Here is an 18556-nt window from a genome sequence, read left to right as displayed (position 1 = left end):
TGATATCTACTTTAATCTAGGCGTTATTTTAATTTCAAAATCATCCCCGACCTGATGCTTCTCCTTTACATACTCCACTCTAGATAGTACTGACTTCACAATTCCATTTTTCCGCTGCTGATCCGTAGAACTTCTGTACATTTTCAGGGCCAATTGTATTGATGGTATAATGTCCTTTTGAGTCTTCTCCTTACTTTTTACATCAGTTAATTGTAACTCGGCTTGTTTGATTTTCTCTTGTGTGTTCTTAATGCGCTCAGTAAGGTTTTTAGAGCGCTCAAAGAATGTATCCTCGTCATATATCTTCCGTTCTAGATAATCAAACAGGGTACTTTTTTGGCCTTCTAATTGGACAAGTTCATTTCTCAGATTTTGGAGTACAGTTTCATAAACCTGGTCGCTCGAATCTGATTTCGTTTTACGCTGCCCGATTTTTTTGTATTGCTTCAGTAATGCTTCAATAGCCTGGAGGATACGTTCTTCAACGATATCGAAATTGGATCCTTTACAATCACAAAATTTATTGTTGCAAATAATCGAATATCCAGGCGTTTTACGATATTTCGGGAATGGTTTAAGAACCATGGCTTTTTCACATTTGCCACAGTAAATAAGTCCAGCCATTGGATTTACAATTTTGTACGCTTCTTTTACCGGATTGCTCAAATTTTCCTTGAGTTTTACCGCGGCCCGTTCAAATATATCGGTACTAACCAAGGCTTCGTGTTTTCCAGGAACGTCTATCCAGTCCTCTTTGCTCTTTTGAGTTGTTACATATTTTCGACCGGGTGAGCTTGATTTGGTACGCGACAACTTTTTCCATTGAATACGGCCAATATAAACTTCGTTCTTCAAAATTTGCAAAATGACGTTAAAGTTCCAATTTGTAGTTTGGCGATAAGTCGGAACGCCCATCTCTTGTAACCGGCGAGCAATTTTAACTCCCCCCATATCAATGAGTTGTCCATTTTCTTCGATCCCATGAACATACCAGTCGAATATCATGCGAACGACATTAGCTTGTTCTGGATGAGGTTCCAAGTAACGCTCTTCACGCTCGTTATAAGCAAGTTGGTAGCCGTAAGGAGGCCGAGTTCCGATGTAATTCCCTTCTGATGCAGAAGCTTCACGGCCACGCTGTAGCCGACGCTTAATCGTTTTGTACTCGCGGCGGCTCATGAATAGTCCAAACTCGAAATATTCCTCATCGAATTCATCGTTAGGATCGTATGTTTTGTTGGGGGTCACAATCAATGTCGAACTGCTCTTGAATGCTTGCGCAACGACCCCTTGATCGATAGTATCACCACGAGCTAGACGCTCCACTTCAACAACAAGTACACCTTTCCATTTGCCATCTTCTACATCATTCAGAAGCTTTATGACTTCCGGACGATCTGAAATACGGTCTCCAGAAACGATTTCTTGATATATGTGAGTGATGTTTATTTTGAGGCGTTTAGCAAGCGCCAGGAGCATCCGTTTATGACGCTCCAATGTTTCCCCTTCGCCGCGGTCTTCCGCGTCTAAATCAGCTCTAGATTTACGTAGGTATAGGCAGTACTCGCCGTTTGGCATTGAATGTTCTTTAACCATATGTCCTCCTAAAAGAAAAAGCCCTGTATAGGGCTATTGTAAAACAGATTTTCGGCTATTGGAATAACAAACCGCTCGCACCTAAAAAACCTTGATTCTAAAGGGTTTTAAATGATTTCTAGATGTGGTGCTCGCACATTAAATTTGCGTCTTTGAAATTGACAGTAATAAATAAATACGATATTATAAATATAGGGATCGTGGTTTCGCGGTCGACCGTCCAGCATAAAGCTGTGGCGGCTTTTATTTTTTTGGAGACCAAATTTTAAGCCCCCAACCAATATAATCAGGGTATTTGTATAACTTACTTTCTATGACATCAAATGATTTGTCTCTATATTCAATTTCACAATTGTTCCTTGCGTACTTATGGATAGGAAACGAAATAATGTCAGCTAATTCTAGTATAACAAAAGAAGATTGACTATTGTCTAAATTCCACCATTTAGGATTGAAATAAACCCCCACAAGGTTCCTGAAATGGTATTTATTATTTTGATTAGTACCTTCTCCAATTATTTCTACGATATGGTCTAATACAAATTTATCCTCTGCTTTACCGCGAGATTCGATAATAATAATTCCCTTTTTATTACCTTTATTTAATCCTTCGCAGTATCGTTCCAGTATAAATCTAACTGCAATATGGTATGGGTGGTGTGGATTCACGTATTTTTTATAATGCTTTTCTTTATCAACATAGCAAGATATTACAGTTGTTTTTGTTTCCTCGATAACTTTGGAAAGCATTGTAATAAATGACGGGTAGTCTATGGTGTTGAATGGGTATTTTCTATTTCTTATTTCCCTTGAGTGAAAGCATACACGCTTCATGGTTCCTTTATAATCACACAATCCATCTTCCCAAAAAGTATACTTAACATCATTCATATCTGATTTCAGCTTAGTATATCTTTCTGCATCGAGTATTACGCCAGTAAGAGTGAAATCTTTATCATTTGGATCGACATTTTCACCTTTTATTAACTTCCTTTTAATCGACTTTAAATCTGATGATCCACTCTCATCCATACCCATAACATAGTCAATGTTATCCGGCCAATATTCAATAATCATAGGCCTTTTTCGCCAGTCTTCTTCACTCATTTGTAGTCATCCTCAGTAAATCCACATCGGCTGTGGTATTTGCTTATAAACATGCACAAATTGCCTAAATTTTACCACACAAATCGAATCATGTATATATGATCGTCCCGCGGCAATGATGATATTGGAGGCGATTATATTGGAAAATAACATTCTATATGTCCAGGTCGTTAAACGTCGAATCGTAATACATACAACAGAGGAAACGCATATCGGACCGTTGACAAAGCAGCTTGAACTACTTCTCGGCCAGTTCGGCTTTGAGCGAGCAGATTCGAACAAGTTTGTACAGGTTGGCAAAATAGTTTCTAGGGATCGGAAGGCGCGGAAAGTGTATTTTGATGAAGAAAAAACGAAGTTCTGCCCGGTTTCGAGATCGCACCTTAAGCAGTTTTTCGACTAATTTCGACATAATTAGACATGTTTGTCGAAGTCGTTACCGATAGTGTAACACAATCTGTTCAATCCTTCCCGATAAATCGACAACATAATTCGATTTTTTGTGTTATGATCTATCTTACAAAGATAAAGCTTACATAGAAAGTTAGAGGTGATGGACTTAAATAATATATATACAACGAATTTTATGGTAATGATTACTTCGTCCATATTAAGGACAAAGGCAACGCGATGACCTAACGGTCCATGATGTCATCTTTATCAACGTGTATTTGTATTAAATAAAAGTTTACGCTTTAGTAAAGTTTCCGCCGGGGATGAGTAGTAGTTACCTACTCACGCCTTCTAGTCAATCCATTCATAAAGATCCTCTATTCTCACACGTAATGCGTCTGCTATGACCTTGGCGCTTTCTAGAGACATGATCCTACGTTTGTTTGTGTAATGGGATATCGTTGACTCCGACATTCCTATCTTGTCTGCTAGTTCGGCCTGCGTGAGTTTAGCTTCTTTAAGGAGTTTTGATAGAAGGCATCTCCCGATTCGGAGACGCAATGTTCTTCACCCTAAATTATTTTGATTTCTGGAATTTATCTACCTTTTAACCAAACGCGTGTTCGTGTTAGAATATTAAAAACAAGTTGTTTTGAATTACTAAACAAGATCGAGGTGCGCTTATGGTGGATACTAACAAAGAAATTGAAGAATTAATCGCACAAGTCAATCTAAATGTAAGCGTTGAAGAATTGTGTACTTTTATTATTTCTTTTTCGAATGATCATCCAGAACAAGATGAATGATTTGTTCTAGTTTTTCTCTTGTTCCTGGAATAGACAAGTCCACATTGTATTTATTTACGATCTCACGGAGTATCGTTTCATTTTTGTTATCACGATTAAGGGCATTAGATGCTTTGTTTTCATTGATAAATGGAGTCGGATCATCACTTTTGCATGAAAGGTATTCAACAGAAGTATCTAATGCTTCAGCTATCTTTACGAGCTCATCAGTTCTAACTTTTCGGGTATTAGCTTCAATACGATTAAAAACACTTGTATTAATCCCCACCATATCCGCTAGTTTTTTTTGAGACCAATCCCTTCTTTCACGAAGTTTACGTATTCTATCACCAGTCTTCAATTTGGCAACCTCCATTTTCAAGCACCATATAATAAATTTTAAGTCAAATTTCTAAAAAAGAAAAATTATATTTCTATATTGGAATTTTAGTTGTTGACATTTCTGAAATAGAAATGTATATTAAAAGTGTGAGTTATTTCTAATATAGAAATATAGGTGGTGATACAAATGAAAGACATTAATTATGTTTTAATCAAACAAAGAAGAAAAGAAATGAAACTTACATTGGCTGAAATGGCTGCGTCACTAGGTTTAAAAAATGCATCAACTTATTACAAGTATGAGAATGGGACATACAAATTTCGCGCAGAACACATGCCAGTATTAGCAACAAAATTGAAACTAAAATTAAAAGAAATTTTTTTGGCTGCATGATTTCTAAAATAGAAATAAAAAGGAGCGTGAGTACTAATGAACAAGCCTCAATTATTTAAACATCCGATTTTTGGTGAGCTTCCAGTAATTATTGTCGATGGAGTTGAATGGTTTGGCGCAACGGAAGCAGCTACTTCATTAGGGTTCAACAAACCGCATGATGCTGTTTCGAATCATGTTGAAGAGGATGACTCCGCCGTCTACGGAGTCATCGATTCTCTCGGAAGAAAACAACAAAAGAAGTTCACCAATGAATCCGGCCTTTACAGTCTAATCTTCGGCGCTGCTAAACAAGGTAATAACCCTGAAATTAAAGCTAAGGCAAAAGAATTCAAACGTTGGGTTACTGGTGAAGTTCTTCCTTCTGTCCGTAGAACAGGATCATACAGTATTCAACCGACCCAACCACAATTCAACCTACCACAAACATTACCTGAAGCTTTGCGATTAGCTGCTGACTTGGCAGAGAAAAATGAAAGTTTGGAGAATGACAAAAGATTACTTCTTCAACAAACTTCATATCAAGAACAGCAATTGACAACCCAAGCCCCAAAAGTTGCTCTTTATGACGTAGCCATGAATGCCAAAAACAACATGACGATGGAACGCGTATCCAAAACTATCGGATATGGACGCAATAAACTGTTCGCTTTCTTACGAGAGCAGAAAGTACTTCGCATAAACAATCTTCCATACCAAGAGTACATTGACCGCGGATACTTCGATGTACGGCAATACAGTATCACTCACGCAACAAGTGGAATCGAAAACAAACAGCAGACGCTCGTCACAGCCAAGGGTATGGCATTCATACACAAATTGCTTGTAGATCATGGCAAACTTCCTGCGGCATAAAAAACAAGGTTAGTCCCACTCCAACCCAAGCATACACATAATACCGGAGGTGATACAGATGCAGGAAATGAGAATCGGCAATACGAGCATCAAAATCGACTGGACATACGTAGAATCACGGACAATGGAACAGGTGAAAATTGATGAAGATATGCTGACAGATGCATTCTGGACACTTTGTGACGAAATGGATGAGGCTAGCTAGCCTTTTCCAGAATGGACAAGCCTAAATCATTCTACCACAAGTAACTATAAATGTTTACTAAAGTTTACATGGAGGCGATAAACGATGAAATGCGCTGGGTGTTCAAATGAAGCAAGGTATTTCGTATTCACACATAAACAGCCACATTGTACAGAATGCATGCTTGACGCAATGTGCAGTGTTCCTACGGAAGTCATTGATATTGAATCATGGGAAGCTAAACAACGTGATCAAAAAATTATAGAGGTTGCATAAAGGGGAGTAATGACTATGAAAACCGACATGACCATTGATATCACAGCCGGCTATTTTGAGGCCAAAGTTGATCCAAAAACTACGTATCTACGCAACGCATTCTTGAAACTAATGTCTGGCGGCTCTGAAATCGGGATCGAAGCCACCGACGAACAACTCGAAGAAATTGCGTATGCCATTCAGCAATACCTTTCAAGAAATCGAGTACATGAAATTCCAGATCAGCAAATGATCCTGAATGCTGAATTGGACGCAGCTACGGAAGTGATGGTGCCGGCATGATGACAAACAACGCTCCAATTGGATACTTCATTTTGGCGGCAAAGTCACTCGGTCTATTGAAAGAACTAACAAAGAAAATCGCGGGTGAAATGTACTTCCAATTCGATTTCTACACGGAGGAGGAAGCAGAGAATGTATACCGTCGAAGTCCATGAAGAAATAATTATCTTGCACCGAACATGAACACCGCGTAAGCGGCGCAAAGGTTATGACGATATGGCACCTACTGAGGAAGGAGGTGTGAAAGATGAATATCGATGAGCAAATCCGTAATTTATTCAGACTTACTGCTATTACAGAGAATGAACGTACATTACGCCTTTATTGCCGCATGATCGTATACCGGTTGGAATATAAAAAAGCACTGACCAAAGTAGTCAGCGCATAAGTAAATCTAAATTGGTTCTTATTATATCACATTGAGGTGGGAAGTGTGCAAACAAAAATTCGAATTATCATAGCCCATAAAGAGTACAAGGGTTCCTATATCAACCGAAGAAGCGATGGTCTTACAACAGATTTAGATAATGCTATGACATTCCGAGATATGGCAGATGCTAGCGAATTTTTGTTAAACAATCAATATGCACCAATAGATAAAGAATGCTATCGGTACGCCAGGATCAAAGTAACGAAAGAAGAAATGGAGGATGAGCCTAATGTGCAACAAGAGTGAAACGATCGGTAAAATTTCGGCGGCACTTGTAGCGTTTAGCGGAGAAGTGAAGGCCATTGAAAAAGATGGGACAAATCCCCATTTCAAATCATCATATACAACGCTTGATCATATGATCGATGAAACCAAGCCTTTGCTTAATAAACACGGATTAACCATAATGCAATTTCCTGGCGGTGATGGAGAGAAAGTAACCGTAAGAACTATGATTCTACACGAGTCTGGCGAGTGGATAGAATCTGAACCATTGACACTAAAAGCAGTGAAACTTGATCCTCAAGGGGCTGGATCGGCAATTACTTATGCACGTCGCTATAGCTATGCAGCTGCACTATCCTTGTCATTGGGCGACGATGATGATGGTAACAGTGCTTCTCAACCTCCGGCACGAAATGAACAGCCGAGACAGGCACAACCTACAAATCCTCCTCAATATCAATCACATTTGGCCACAGGAATTATAGGCGGAATATCTGATGCTCAGGTTAGATACGCACATAAGCTTAAGGGTGAAAAACATATTACAGAAGAAGATTTCAAACGGATTATCGCTGAAAATAGCGAAGGAAATACAGATATCAAGCAATTGACAAAAAAGCAGGCTAGTGAATTTATCAACTTCCTAAATGCATATGAAGCAGTTCTTGTATGAGGTGAATCCATGATAAACCTAACACAAGAACCAGTACGGCAGTATACCAAAGAGAAGCAGACGTACAGGAAGCGCGTGAAGCCCACACAGAAGCAAATGGGCGATATCAGCGACAAGGTAAGGAAAGAGGTGCGGCTGCGATCTGGTGGCATATGTGAGGTAAGGGAGCGTTGTAACGGCGCTCCTGCCGTACAGCAAGCACATATCACAGGTAGGAAGAAATTGAATCATCGCACGACTGCTGCTGATCTGCTAGATAGTTGTTTAAATTGCCACAAATGGCTGGATGAAACGCCGGAAGGTATTAAATATAAACGGAAATTACAGGAGGAAGCGAAATGAAAAAATATGTATTGACCGAAACAACGAAAAATTACTTTGGTGTCACACTCTATCAAATCAAGGCCGTTCGTTCCATTGATGAACACGACATCGAAGAAGGTGAGCTTGGCGGCTGGATTGAGAAAGAAGAGAACCTGGATCACGACGGCAATGCTTGGGTGTCCGGCAATGCTCAGGTGTACGGCGATGCTCGGGTGTACGGCGATGCTCGGGTGTCCGGCAATGCTCAGGTGTACGGCAATGCTTGGGTGTCCGGCAATGCTCAGGTGTACGGCGATGCTCGGGTGTACGGCGATGCTCGGGTGTCCGGCAATGCTCGGGTTATTTCCAGAGAACATGTCGCATGGTTCTCATCTGTGGGTTCTGAATATGGCATGTTAACCGCTTATGTGACATCAGAACAGACTATCGAGGTGACGAGGGGTTGCTTCCGAGGTTCATTGGCAGAGTTTGAGAAAGCCGTTCTGCGGAGACATACCGATAATCCAATTGCAAAGCAGTATCAAGTTCTTGTTCAGTTCATTCAGTTACGTTTTGAATCAGTGTTAGAGAAAAGCGTCGAATTAGAAGAAATATCGTAACTACAAGGCCGGAGGCCACCGTTTCGACCGAATATGCTCAGCATAGCGGTGGCCGAATACAATATTTTCTGAGGAAACCATTATCCTCTCACCCATAGGAGGGAAAGAACAAATTGTGGTTCCCGAGAAAGTGAAGCTGCTTAATGATTTTGGCATACCATCGCATCATTTGGTTTTTTACATGCTGATAGGATACAACACGACGGAAGAAGAGGACCTTGCAAGGGTTGAATGTCTCCGATCGCTCGGCTGCGAGATATATCCAATGCTCTACCGGGATTTGAATGGGCGTGTAGGAGTGGATGGACGAGGCAAGCCACAGCCGTTTCATGTTCGAGCTTTAAGGGATTGGATCAATAGCGGAGTTTACCGAAAGCAAGCCTTTAGGGATTTTGACAGGCGAGCAAAACACCTGCAGTAGAGGGAACAAGCTGAACGGCAGCTAAGTTTGTTCTGATGAACACCATTTAAATAATCAAATACAAGGGAGGACATAAAATCATGGATATTCCAGAGCAAGGACATGGAAAAGTAGTTCGTGGTGAAGACGGCCAATTAAAAGACGATATTTCGAGGTTTTGGTGTGCGTGTGGAAAGCCAGCCGTTATTTACTCAGCCGAAAACGATCCGCCATATCAGTTCTTATGCCTTGATCATTTACCTAAAAATAATCAAAATGGAGGATTTACTATGAACAAACAAGCAGTATTAGACGTACTTAACAGCCTGGAGGTAATCGATCAACAAGGGGGAGATGATGCCTATATCCTTGTCGAAAATAATGAGGAGAATCGCAGCAAGCTCCTTGCGGTCGGAGTCACAGAAGAAGAAATTAAAAACGCCGGCGACGATGAAACGTTCTGTATTTTGGCTTTGGCACTAAACGGGGAGTACGCTGACGACTATCAGGACGGTAAACTGATTCTGTGGGAACGAAATAAAACCATCAACCAATTAGTTTCAGAAGCCCATAATAATGCGGTGTCCAAAGGCTGGTGGCAAGAAGAAAGATCGTTTGGTGAACTGATCGCTTTAATGCATTCGGAGTTATCAGAAGCCCTGGAAGATTACCGAAACGGGATGGCGGTTACGCAAGTCTGGTATGAGAAGAAGGACGAAACAACGTTTCAAGAGCGTCGTCACCAGCCCGACCCAACATGGAAACCATGCGGCATTCCTTCTGAACTGGCTGACGTAGTAATTCGGGTATTTGATGCTTGTGGTCGTTACGGCATCGATCTTGAAGGGGCTATCGCTGAAAAGATGGCGTACAATGCAACACGGCCGCAGCGACATGGTGGAAAAATAATCTAAGGAGCACAATAGATGACTAACCAAGAAGCCTGGGAAGCAATGTCGCAAGGGCAGAAAGATGATTGGATATGTGAAAACATTATGGGTTACATACCAACAAGCGAATTAAATTGGTGGCTGTATCCATCTTCTTTTGGGGTTAAAGGAAAACATATTCATTGGGTACATGAACAACCGAGAGGAGTCGAATTCCGTGGGAAGTTCTATCAAAAACCCTTGTATACGAAATTCGACAAAATTGAAGCGGCTATGGAAGCAGAAGAAAAGATCATGCAAATGGGTGATGTGGTCGGGACATACATCCATAACCTCATGGACATTACAGGAGCGACGATAGGCACCTACAAGACATTGGCACCATTAGTTCATGCCTCTGCTGCTGATAGATGCTTGGCGATGTATCTTACGATAAATAAATAGGCCCCTACGGGGGCCGTACAAAAGGAGTGAAACCATTGCTCTGCTACTACTGTGAAGAATCTCCATCCATAACAACAAAGTTCAGTAAGCCGATTTGTGAAGCTTGTAACAGCGCAGAAATTCGAGCCATAGAACGTCCAACGAAAAGAACAGAGGAACAAGAAGCATTCCGCTTAAAGACGTTAATGAATGCATTTAAACTTGCTTTCAAGGAGTGAAATACCTAATGCTAACAGAAGAACAGATAAAGAAGATGGAACATGAATACGAACCATACCGCGGTCGCTATCAGTCACCTTTCACATATGCAGCAAATGCAGCATTGAAGCTGATTGAGGATAACCGCACCCTCCAACAGAAAAATAAACTGCTTATAGAGGCGTTGGAACGGATCGATTTTGAACTCACAACAGCAGCAAATGGCTATGGATCAAACGGCGATAAAACAACTGCACATATCCTTGATGACATATCTGAAATTGCTGAAACTGCCCTCCAACAAATACAAGGGAAAGAAACCTGATACGGCTGCCGCTACGCTGGGTAGTTCGGGTCGATTCGAAGAAAGGATGAATAACAAATGATAAAGACTAAAGACGTTTGGATAAACAATGCAGTTCAGCGTATTGAGAAAGAACTTAGCGGACTTAAAAAATACGAAATCAACTTTATAAAAGAATACATCGAACTTGCATGGGAAACCGGAGCAGCTAACGAACGGAGGAATAGCTATGAAAACGGGCGATAAGGTTATGCCGATCGGAACAAAAAATACTAGACCGGGCACAGTTGATTTTGTTTGCGGCAACAAAGCAGCAGTCACTTGGATCATGGGGAGTGGTTGGAAATGGACTGCAACGCATGACATTGATGAATTGCAACATGAAACTGAAACATGTGGTACGTGCGGAGGATGTGGGTTTTCTGGTTATGGAACTGGTTATGATGCGGTTTGTGATAATTGCGGCGGTTCTGGAGAAACATTAAAGATCTATAACTAGGAGGAATGACCATGCAACGACTTTTGACTAAATGCTGTTGGGCGGAACGTGATGCAATGAAAGATGATAACGGATACCCAATTAAGGTTTATTGCGAACAGTGTGAGGGTGATGATCCACAAATGGAATTGGTTGAAATGTGTGATTACTGCAAAAGACCAGATAAATACTGCAAGTGTCCATAATAGGCCGTAGGCCACCGATTCGACCGAACTACTTAGTCCCAAAGGGACGGAGGCCGTATAAGGTTTATATATCACAAGGGAAGGAAGAAAAACCAAATGAGCACTGAAAGATGCGAACTATGCCCTGATGACGATGAAACTTGTTACTGCCACTATACTAAGCCGGAAGGAAGAAGAACGATGACACAAAAAGAACAATTGTTTTGTGCGAAATGCGGAAAAACTAACTGGTCGCAGTGGTTTGCAACATGCGAGTGTAAAAATCCTGATTTCAAATTCAAGACACATGATGAATATGAACGGGAGAAGGGAAGAAGGATTACCCGAGAGGATATATTGGCGATGGTGCCGGGGCGAGAGTTGGATGTCGCGATATGTAAGGCGCTCGGCTATGAAGTCGATTATCGTAAGGGCGCATGGGAATCTCTTGCAATTTACTTGAATGATGGTGTGTGGCTTGATATACCGCATTACTCCACCGACATATCAGCAGCATGGGAAGTAGTAGAGAAGATGAAAGATCATCTATTCAGTAAACGACGGTTATTCCTTGATAATCTTCAGGTACTTACAAAATATATCGGAACCAATGAAGCAACGGTTGCATGGCCAGATGTCTTTTGGTTTGTAAATCCGGAAAGGATCTGTAAAGCAGCTCTACTAGCAGTAATGGAAGGGAAATAAAACAATCTTTAGGAGGTGTTGGTATGAAGTGGACTATGGTCGGAAGTTTGGCTATAACGCATGATTTTGAGTTAGAGGGTGATAGTAATGTCCGGCTTCGACTATTGTGCAATGCATCGGATATTGCGGAAAGGATGCGAACCCTCTTCGGTCCAGCGGTCCCGCGCCCGATTGATGAATGGCATGAAGATTATGGCGATGTGTTGTGGTGGACATTCCCGATTGAAGAGCCGCCGTATTGCGGATCGCCGCTTTACGCAGATTGGCCGGACTATCACACACATTGGACTCCACTTATTATCCCAGAACAGCCTAAAACTGAATATTAAAGAACTTGGGAGGAAGTCATGAAAACAATTTACAAATTCCCTGTATTGCCGCAGACATCACAGCTACTTGAATTGCCGTTTGGATCGAGAATCATTTCAGTGCAAGAACAGCGAGGCTGGATAAACATTTATGCACTGGTTGAAAGTCTGGAAGTTCAAACAGAGAAGGTAGTAATTTTAGTGTTTGGAACAGGTCATCAATTACCCGAGAATATTGATACATATCGGTTCTTGGGGACAGTTAGCTTACAGAATGGCGATATAATATTTCACATTTTTACAGATCTGAATATTAAGTAACTTAACTGGCCGGAGGATTCGGTCGGATCACAAAGGGAGGAACTTATATGAAAATTATTCGTGACTGTATGCATACGCAAGCAAAAAATTGCAATGTTTGTCTGCACATTGGTTCGACTGCCTATTTATTTGGCAAAGGCAAGAGGAAATTAATGCACTTGGAACTATTTACGCCATTGCAGCGATTCCGCGTTTACTTCGGATAATGAACGACGTTAACTCATAGGCCGGAGGCCACCGATTCGACCGCAATACTTAGCGCAGCGGAGGCCGAATAAGGTCTAATAAGGTCTGGAAAGGAAGGAATCTAAATGAAATATGAAATCTATAAACAGTACATTTACTTGGAAATGGGCTGCGAGTGGTTGGTGACACTGATTAACTATGAAAAAGTGCATGACATGAACAAATTTAAATTACGAGTCGATAAGGTACTTTCAATGGGCTCTATCATCAATCCAGCAATGGCTCCAAAAGTTGGCGCAATCCTTGATGTTAGCTATAAAGAAGGGTATCAATCATATGTGGGATGGGAGCTAATTGGACCAGTGGAAAGGAAGGATGAAGAGGAATGAACAACGGATACTTCAAAGGAATGAAGATAATCGAAGACAAGAACATGATCAACAAAAATCAGAACCGCAAGCATCGGAAGAAACGCATAAATAAGAAATGGGCCAAACGCTACGGCTTCACCATTACACCGAAAAAGGATTTGTTCGTTATGAGAAACACGATTATCGGGCACCCAGAAACTATTGCAGCATTAAAAAGAGGTATCCAATGAACATCCATCCAGACGAACAAGGAGCCGCGCAGAGGCTCGGGAAGATGGAGACGAAGTTTATATCCATCAAAGCACATATGATCGTCCTAAAGGACTTACACTGGCCTATTCTCTATAGGTACGGGAAGAAGATACTTAAATACTGTGGGGTGCTGGCATGAGACAAATTAAGTTTAGGGCATATTTCAAGCCACTTAACATAATGGTACCAAGCGAAATGGTAGAGAGCATTAATTTCGATACAAAGGTTATAGGAGTTTATATGCCGATTGAGGACAAGGGATTCCATAAACTTCGATTATCTGACTTTGAGCTCATGCAATTCACCGGCCTACACGACCGTAACGGGAAAGGTCGGGAAATGTATGAAGGTGATGTGTACAAGCAAGATAATCGACATTATGTAATTGAGTGGTTTCAACATAGTCTTGGTTTCGCTGTTAGAAGCTTGAAGAGTGGCCATGTCTTGCCAGGGTTATTGCAGGGAGAGATAGCAGCATACGATGACTACGAATATGTTGGTTCGATATACGAGCATCCAGAACTATTAGAGTAGGAGGGATAGAGGTGAATGGGGCATTCTTAACCAGCCGGGAATTATTCGGGAATCCCATTTGGAAAAACATCGTCGAGTTTCGATTATTCTTCCTGATATACGGTAATGCCGTTTTCTCAGAAGAAGGAGTTAGGGTGTCAGATGATTTAGTTCTCGAACGCGGTCAATGGTTAAGATCGACCAGAAAGTTACAAGAAGATCTTACCTACATCGAAAATCGGCAAGTCAAAACATACTCAACCTCCGTGATAAACCGTTGCATCAAGAAGTTAGAGCGTGAGCAAAGGATATGCACGAAATCGCATGAACTTGGAACGGTTTTCACGGTGTTGAAATACGAGTTATATCAAGGTTTTGGTAATTACAAAACTGATAACTTGGAACGTAACTTAGAACAACATCAGAACAGTGTTGGAACAGTGTTGGAACAGTCGGGGAACAATAATAATAATGTAAAGAAAGATATTAAGGTAAAGAAGGTAAAAAAAGAAGTAATTAAAGATATATACGCTGATAAAGTGACCCTCACAAAAGAAGAGTACGAAAAATTAATTGTGAAGTACGGAAACGAGGAAGGAGTGAAGTGGGGCATCGAAAAGCTGAACAACTATAAATGCTCTAAGAAAACGAAATACACTTCAGACTATCACGTTCTCATAGGATGGGTGTTTGATGAATTCGAAAAAAAGAGACTCACGGTTATTAATGGCGGACAAGCTCAAAGCAAACCATCAACTGTAAATAAAATTCAAGAACTTTATAGACAGGCGGAGGAGGCGGAAAGGCGTGAAGCAAACGGAAGTTATTAAACTTATAGCATTATGTTCTGTTAATTATCGTAACTGGCCTGAAAAAGATAAAGAAGAACTGACAATTTCGCTTTGGTCTAAAATGCTCGCGGACACAGAATATTATATCGCAGAAGCAGCCATTGAAAAGTTTATTGCTGAATCCGTGTACCCTCCAACCATTGCAGATGTTCGGGCGAGGATTGTGGATATCACAGTGTTCCGTGAGAAAACGGCAATCGAAGCTTGGGGTGATGTCTGCACCGCAATCCGAAAATACGGGAGCTATAACGTCGAGAAAGCTATGAATTCGTTAGACAGAATTACAAGAAAAGTTGTTGATTCCATTGGATTCATTACGTTATGTCGATCTGAAAATGAAATGGCAGACCGAGCACATTTTTTGAAAGTGTATGAAGTGTTAGCCAAAAGGGATCGGGATGATGCTTTGATGTTGCAAAGCACGAAAGATTTAATGCAAAAGCTACACAGTGAAAAAATGCTTTTACAAGATGGTGCTTAAACGAAAAAAAGGAGATGAACGAACCATGAAACCAACCAAAAAGAAACCGCGCCGCCCCATCGTATTCCCCAAACCAAGCGGAGGAGGTGATGCCGCATGAGATACACAGTATTCTACAAAAACCGAAAGTTGACGCCGCCGCAATTGACCAGAGAGCTTGCTGAAGCTGACCTAAGAAGGTTGGTGCCCTGTTTCAAGAACATTGTGGTCAAACGGGTGATGTGATGCGAATGATCATTCCAGGAACGCTACCGGGAACCAACGAGATATTGAGCGCCAGCAACAATAACCGGCATGTGTACAATGACATGAAGAAATCGTATACGCAGTTTATCGCTATCGTTGCTAAACAGGCCAAACTTCCGAAACTGCCGCCGGCCGATTATACAATCACATGGTACTGTCCGGATCGACGTAAAGACAAAGACAATGTGATGGGCGGCCAGAAGTTCATATTCGACGGACTGGTGAAGGCTGGCATGCTAAGCAACGACGGATGGAACAACATCGGAGATATTACCCATCGGTTTCGCGTGGACAAGCAGAACCCGCGGATAGAAATTGATATTGAGGTGAGCGTGTGAAAATCAAGTATGTTTATTACGCAATCTGTATCGCTCAATTTTTTATGTTGCTGGTCCATTGGCTATCAGACAGGACTTCGGATGCTATAGTCTCAGGAATCATACTCCTGGCGATGTTACAAACAGCACAAATTCTCGAAAGGAAGGCATGATAGCATGGAATCATTCATAAGCACCGTTCAGAGTCTTTCAGGGAGGCATACAGGCGTGATTATAGTGTCGGACGATGAAATATTCATACGTGATTCAAAACGCGTCACAGACGCCGTTAAATCGGTTTGGAGAGGTGGTGGTGAAAATGAATCTATCAGAACTAGCAATGATAGAATGCCCGATAGCAAAGAAATACATCGTCCAACTCATGCAGCGAGTTGAGGCACTGGAAAGCAAGCAGCAGCCGACAAATGCTATTGGATTCTACCAAAACCCGGGCGCTGTGTCCCTTGATATAGCATCACCAAAACGAGTTTTTAAAGGTGGTGATTAACGAAGAATAAAGAAGAAAATGGACGAAAAACAAAGAAAATTAGCTGTTATCGAATTGAAAAATGTGGTATAATTAAGATAGAAAAATATGACTTTTCGGAGGCTGAAACATGGAAACTAATCAGGAAAAAATCGCAAGATTGCAATCTGTACTTGACGCACTCAATGCACAAAGTCCGAGGAATGAAACGTCCATTTCGCAAACGTCGGCGGCGCTCGATGAGGCCAAACGTGATCTTGAGCAGGAACAGGCTGCACAGGTGCAGATTCAGCAGGCTCATGAGGATAGGGTTGCCCAAACCATCGACGATTTCAATAGCGAGCTTGAAAACCTTATTGTGAGCAACGGAATGAGATTACGTGATGTGATGATCGACGAAATGTTTTATCAGGCTGCTACAATCGCAATCAAAGGTTTTTTCCAAGCCAAAGTTGATGATTTGAGCAAACAAATTGCTGATTCGCAGACGGAAATCAGTGACGTAACAGCAAGATATCAAAAAGCAAATGCGGAACTTCAATCCGTTACAAATCAACTTAACCAGGAACGCCTGGAACACACATACACGGCGCAGGCTCGGGACAATGCAGCAAACCTGCTTGAAGAAGCGAACCAAACGATTTCACAACTGCAAGAGCAGATTAAATCGGCAAGTGCGGGCGTTAAAACAACGAATACCGAAGAAGAAAAGCGCATGAAGGAAGAGACAGATACAAAGATCAGAAGGGAACGCACGGTGTACGATGTGAAGCCGGATAATGAATTCTATGTGCGTTCTTACACCGCGGTTGTTGCGGCCACAGGCGAAACGATTACGATTCCTAGTTATGCAATCAAAAGTTATATTGTCATTCAGGAATCCGAGGTAAGCCAGTTTCGCCAAGACAATGGGATTACCGAAACTGCCACTCCAACAACGGATAGCGATAGCACTACAACGCCTACTGAGGATCAAACCAGCGTAACGGGGTCTACCTTTCCCATCATCCCAGCAGCCGAAGCACCTGAATCGTCCATACCGTCCATACAAACTGGATTGGCTACCGGACAACTTGAAACTAGCTCGGATCAGGGAATCACGAAAGCAGAGCTTGAAGAAAGACTCGCACAATTTGCGACCGAGTACGGATTGGTGAAAGGTCAGGTGGCATAGTCATGGGATTTTATCGAAAAAAGCCGGTTGTGATTGAGGCCATTCAGTGGAAGGGAGACAATCCACACCAAGTGCTTTATTTAATGGGTACTGAATATCTTGATCGTCAAGGTGAAAAGTTACTGATACCGACACTAGAAGGCGTGATGGAGGCTAGTTTGAATGATTGGATTATCAAAGGTGTGAAGGGTGAATTCTATCCATGTAAGCCGGATATTTTCGAAGCGACGTATGAAAGTATATGGCCTGAGTCTCCAGTAGTGGTTAAGGAACTTTAGTATGGGTTTGGCCGAAGGCCTCCGTTTCGACCGCATTACCCAGCGTCAGCGGGGGCCGGATAAAATCTTTTTATGTGAGGTGAACATACATGAGCATAGACAAAAACAAAGTAACAGAACTACTGACAAAATACCCAGCATACAAATACGCGGTAAATGTCTACGAACGCCATAAACCCGTTCCAAGTGCAGGTATTGCAAACTACAGTGCCATGCCGAGTGGATCAGGAGCGCCGGAGAGATTCTTCGCTATCGTCGGAAAGGCGGCTGATATGGGGTATACAAGCACGAATGATCATATCGACTATCTCAAATACAAAGCTGCAGTCGAAGAGATCGAAGGAGCGATCGCTCTTTTGACTGATGATCAGCAAACCGTGATACGAAACAAATGGTTCAAGGGAATGACGCTGAAACAGATTCAAACGATCAGATTTTGCAGCCTGGATACAGTCAAGCGTCATCACAGAATGGGACTCAAAACGCTAACTGATGCGCTGAGATTCACGAAAGTGCCAGAAATTGAAACACATGAAAGGGTGTGCACTTTTTAGCACCCCTACATGCACCCCATTCCATGGTATATTTACATCATCGAGAGTGTGATGACGTAGGGCGGCCGCATGATCAGCCTTTGCGTCACTACTCATCGTTACATAGGGGAAGTGAGAATATGGATACAGCGCTCAGCACGCTATCCGT

The 18556-nt window shown here is 41.7% G+C and carries 34 protein-coding genes; 30 read left to right on the top strand and 4 right to left on the bottom strand.

The features are described from left to right. Positions 1-6 precede the first annotated feature (6 nt). Positions 7-1596: a recombinase family protein gene (locus AC3G2T_RS28125; protein WP_488437640.1), complete on the bottom strand. Its 1590-nt coding sequence runs from the start codon at positions 1594-1596 to the stop codon at positions 7-9. A gap of 243 nt (positions 1597-1839) precedes the next feature. Beyond that, entirely contained in the window at positions 1840-2703 is an 864-nt protein-coding gene (locus AC3G2T_RS28120; RefSeq protein ID WP_488437639.1) for a hypothetical protein, read from the bottom strand. A gap of 115 nt (positions 2704-2818) precedes the next feature. Between AC3G2T_RS28120 and AC3G2T_RS28115 the strand changes: the two genes are divergently transcribed. Then, a complete protein-coding gene (locus AC3G2T_RS28115; RefSeq protein WP_488437638.1) occupies positions 2819-3106 on the top strand; it encodes a LytTR family transcriptional regulator DNA-binding domain-containing protein in 288 nt (95 codons plus the stop codon). A gap of 341 nt (positions 3107-3447) precedes the next feature. Here AC3G2T_RS28115 and AC3G2T_RS28110 read toward each other — a convergent pair whose 3' ends face one another. Both AC3G2T_RS28110 and AC3G2T_RS28105 read right to left on the bottom strand, forming a co-directional pair. After that, a complete protein-coding gene (locus tag AC3G2T_RS28110) occupies positions 3448-3657 on the bottom strand; it encodes a helix-turn-helix transcriptional regulator (protein ID WP_488437637.1) in 210 nt (69 codons plus the stop codon). Positions 3658-3861: 204 nt separating this feature from the next. After that, on the bottom strand, positions 3862-4242 hold the full coding sequence (locus AC3G2T_RS28105; protein ID WP_488437636.1) for a helix-turn-helix domain-containing protein: 381 nt from the start codon (positions 4240-4242) through the stop codon (positions 3862-3864). A 168-nt stretch (positions 4243-4410) separates the two neighbouring features. Here AC3G2T_RS28105 and AC3G2T_RS28100 point away from each other — a divergent pair, with 168 nt between their 5' ends. The 29 genes from AC3G2T_RS28100 to AC3G2T_RS27960 all read left to right on the top strand — a co-directional run bounded on the left by AC3G2T_RS28100 (position 4411) and on the right by AC3G2T_RS27960 (position 18408). Next, positions 4411-4617 carry a helix-turn-helix domain-containing protein gene (locus tag AC3G2T_RS28100; RefSeq protein ID WP_488437635.1) on the top strand — a complete coding sequence of 69 codons (207 nt, stop codon included), beginning with the start codon at positions 4411-4413 and terminating at the stop codon, positions 4615-4617. 36 nt (positions 4618-4653) lie between these two features. Beyond that, complete coding sequence (locus AC3G2T_RS28095; protein ID WP_488437634.1) at positions 4654-5472, top strand: phage antirepressor KilAC domain-containing protein; 819 nt, start codon at positions 4654-4656, stop codon at positions 5470-5472. Positions 5473-5530: 58 nt separating this feature from the next. Then, positions 5531-5677: a hypothetical protein gene (locus tag AC3G2T_RS28090; protein WP_488437633.1), complete on the top strand. Its 147-nt coding sequence runs from the start codon at positions 5531-5533 to the stop codon at positions 5675-5677. A gap of 270 nt (positions 5678-5947) precedes the next feature. After that, on the top strand, positions 5948-6214 hold the full coding sequence (locus AC3G2T_RS28085; protein WP_488437632.1) for a hypothetical protein: 267 nt from the start codon (positions 5948-5950) through the stop codon (positions 6212-6214). Between the two features lie 247 nt (positions 6215-6461). Continuing rightward, complete coding sequence (locus tag AC3G2T_RS28080) at positions 6462-6602, top strand: hypothetical protein (protein ID WP_488437631.1); 141 nt, start codon at positions 6462-6464, stop codon at positions 6600-6602. 45 nt (positions 6603-6647) lie between these two features. Next, the gene (locus AC3G2T_RS28075) at positions 6648-6890 is read left to right on the top strand and encodes a hypothetical protein (RefSeq protein WP_488437630.1); all 243 of its coding nucleotides are present in this window, start codon (positions 6648-6650) and stop codon (positions 6888-6890) included. After that, entirely contained in the window at positions 6874-7542 is a 669-nt protein-coding gene (locus AC3G2T_RS28070; protein WP_488437629.1) for an ERF family protein, read from the top strand. The genes AC3G2T_RS28075 and AC3G2T_RS28070 overlap by 17 nt, the downstream gene beginning before the upstream one ends. 9 nt (positions 7543-7551) lie before the next feature. Continuing rightward, a complete protein-coding gene (locus tag AC3G2T_RS28065) occupies positions 7552-7884 on the top strand; it encodes a hypothetical protein (RefSeq protein WP_488437628.1) in 333 nt (110 codons plus the stop codon). Continuing rightward, positions 7881-8465, top strand: a complete 585-nt coding sequence (locus AC3G2T_RS28060) for a hypothetical protein (RefSeq protein WP_488437627.1) — start codon at positions 7881-7883, stop codon at positions 8463-8465. The genes AC3G2T_RS28065 and AC3G2T_RS28060 overlap by 4 nt, the downstream gene beginning before the upstream one ends. Before the next feature lie 501 nt (positions 8466-8966). After that, positions 8967-9779: a hypothetical protein gene (locus AC3G2T_RS28055; protein ID WP_488437626.1), complete on the top strand. Its 813-nt coding sequence runs from the start codon at positions 8967-8969 to the stop codon at positions 9777-9779. 12 nt (positions 9780-9791) lie between these two features. After that, a complete protein-coding gene (locus tag AC3G2T_RS28050) occupies positions 9792-10199 on the top strand; it encodes a hypothetical protein (protein WP_488437625.1) in 408 nt (135 codons plus the stop codon). A gap of 226 nt (positions 10200-10425) precedes the next feature. After that, positions 10426-10722 carry a hypothetical protein gene (locus AC3G2T_RS28045; RefSeq protein WP_488437624.1) on the top strand — a complete coding sequence of 99 codons (297 nt, stop codon included), beginning with the start codon at positions 10426-10428 and terminating at the stop codon, positions 10720-10722. A gap of 57 nt (positions 10723-10779) precedes the next feature. Continuing rightward, positions 10780-10947: a hypothetical protein gene (locus AC3G2T_RS28040; protein ID WP_488437623.1), complete on the top strand. Its 168-nt coding sequence runs from the start codon at positions 10780-10782 to the stop codon at positions 10945-10947. Next, a complete protein-coding gene (locus tag AC3G2T_RS28035; RefSeq protein WP_488437622.1) occupies positions 10931-11200 on the top strand; it encodes a hypothetical protein in 270 nt (89 codons plus the stop codon). Before AC3G2T_RS28040 ends, AC3G2T_RS28035 begins: the two co-directional genes overlap by 17 nt. A 281-nt stretch (positions 11201-11481) precedes the next feature. Then, the gene (locus AC3G2T_RS28030; protein WP_488437621.1) at positions 11482-12069 is read left to right on the top strand and encodes a BC1872 family protein; all 588 of its coding nucleotides are present in this window, start codon (positions 11482-11484) and stop codon (positions 12067-12069) included. 23 nt (positions 12070-12092) lie between these two features. Further along, positions 12093-12398 (top strand): hypothetical protein, encoded by a 306-nt coding sequence (locus AC3G2T_RS28025; protein ID WP_488437620.1) that lies wholly within the window; start codon positions 12093-12095, stop codon positions 12396-12398. Between the two features lie 18 nt (positions 12399-12416). Beyond that, the gene (locus AC3G2T_RS28020) at positions 12417-12698 is read left to right on the top strand and encodes a DUF7352 domain-containing protein (RefSeq protein ID WP_488437619.1); all 282 of its coding nucleotides are present in this window, start codon (positions 12417-12419) and stop codon (positions 12696-12698) included. Positions 12699-12745: 47 nt separating this feature from the next. After that, entirely contained in the window at positions 12746-12904 is a 159-nt protein-coding gene (locus AC3G2T_RS28015) for a hypothetical protein (protein ID WP_488437618.1), read from the top strand. A gap of 105 nt (positions 12905-13009) precedes the next feature. Further along, positions 13010-13273 (top strand): hypothetical protein, encoded by a 264-nt coding sequence (locus tag AC3G2T_RS28010; protein ID WP_488437617.1) that lies wholly within the window; start codon positions 13010-13012, stop codon positions 13271-13273. Further along, complete coding sequence (locus AC3G2T_RS28005; protein ID WP_488437616.1) at positions 13270-13485, top strand: hypothetical protein; 216 nt, start codon at positions 13270-13272, stop codon at positions 13483-13485. Before AC3G2T_RS28010 ends, AC3G2T_RS28005 begins: the two co-directional genes overlap by 4 nt. Positions 13486-13642: 157 nt before the next feature. Continuing rightward, entirely contained in the window at positions 13643-14041 is a 399-nt protein-coding gene (locus tag AC3G2T_RS28000; RefSeq protein WP_488437615.1) for a YopX family protein, read from the top strand. 11 nt (positions 14042-14052) lie between these two features. Next, positions 14053-14850: a hypothetical protein gene (locus AC3G2T_RS27995; RefSeq protein WP_488437614.1), complete on the top strand. Its 798-nt coding sequence runs from the start codon at positions 14053-14055 to the stop codon at positions 14848-14850. Beyond that, positions 14828-15352 carry a replicative helicase loader/inhibitor gene (locus tag AC3G2T_RS27990; protein WP_488437613.1) on the top strand — a complete coding sequence of 175 codons (525 nt, stop codon included), beginning with the start codon at positions 14828-14830 and terminating at the stop codon, positions 15350-15352. The genes AC3G2T_RS27995 and AC3G2T_RS27990 overlap by 23 nt, the downstream gene beginning before the upstream one ends. A gap of 96 nt (positions 15353-15448) precedes the next feature. Continuing rightward, entirely contained in the window at positions 15449-15577 is a 129-nt protein-coding gene (locus tag AC3G2T_RS27985) for a hypothetical protein (protein ID WP_488437612.1), read from the top strand. Between the two features lie 5 nt (positions 15578-15582). Beyond that, a complete protein-coding gene (locus AC3G2T_RS27980; protein WP_488437611.1) occupies positions 15583-15936 on the top strand; it encodes a RusA family crossover junction endodeoxyribonuclease in 354 nt (117 codons plus the stop codon). 298 nt (positions 15937-16234) lie between these two features. Next, a complete protein-coding gene (locus AC3G2T_RS27975) occupies positions 16235-16423 on the top strand; it encodes a hypothetical protein (protein ID WP_488437610.1) in 189 nt (62 codons plus the stop codon). Positions 16424-16532: 109 nt separating this feature from the next. Then, positions 16533-17576 (top strand): hypothetical protein, encoded by a 1044-nt coding sequence (locus AC3G2T_RS27970; RefSeq protein ID WP_488437609.1) that lies wholly within the window; start codon positions 16533-16535, stop codon positions 17574-17576. Between the two features lie 2 nt (positions 17577-17578). Further along, complete coding sequence (locus AC3G2T_RS27965) at positions 17579-17854, top strand: hypothetical protein (protein WP_488437608.1); 276 nt, start codon at positions 17579-17581, stop codon at positions 17852-17854. 89 nt (positions 17855-17943) lie between these two features. Continuing rightward, positions 17944-18408 carry a sigma-70 RNA polymerase sigma factor region 4 domain-containing protein gene (locus AC3G2T_RS27960; RefSeq protein ID WP_488437607.1) on the top strand — a complete coding sequence of 155 codons (465 nt, stop codon included), beginning with the start codon at positions 17944-17946 and terminating at the stop codon, positions 18406-18408. Positions 18409-18556 lie beyond the last annotated feature (148 nt).

The sequence above is a fragment of the Paenibacillus sp. sgz302191 genome, from assembly GCF_057749925.1.
Note: the sequence above shows the minus strand (reverse complement) of the source record. Positions and strands in the feature narration are given on the sequence as shown.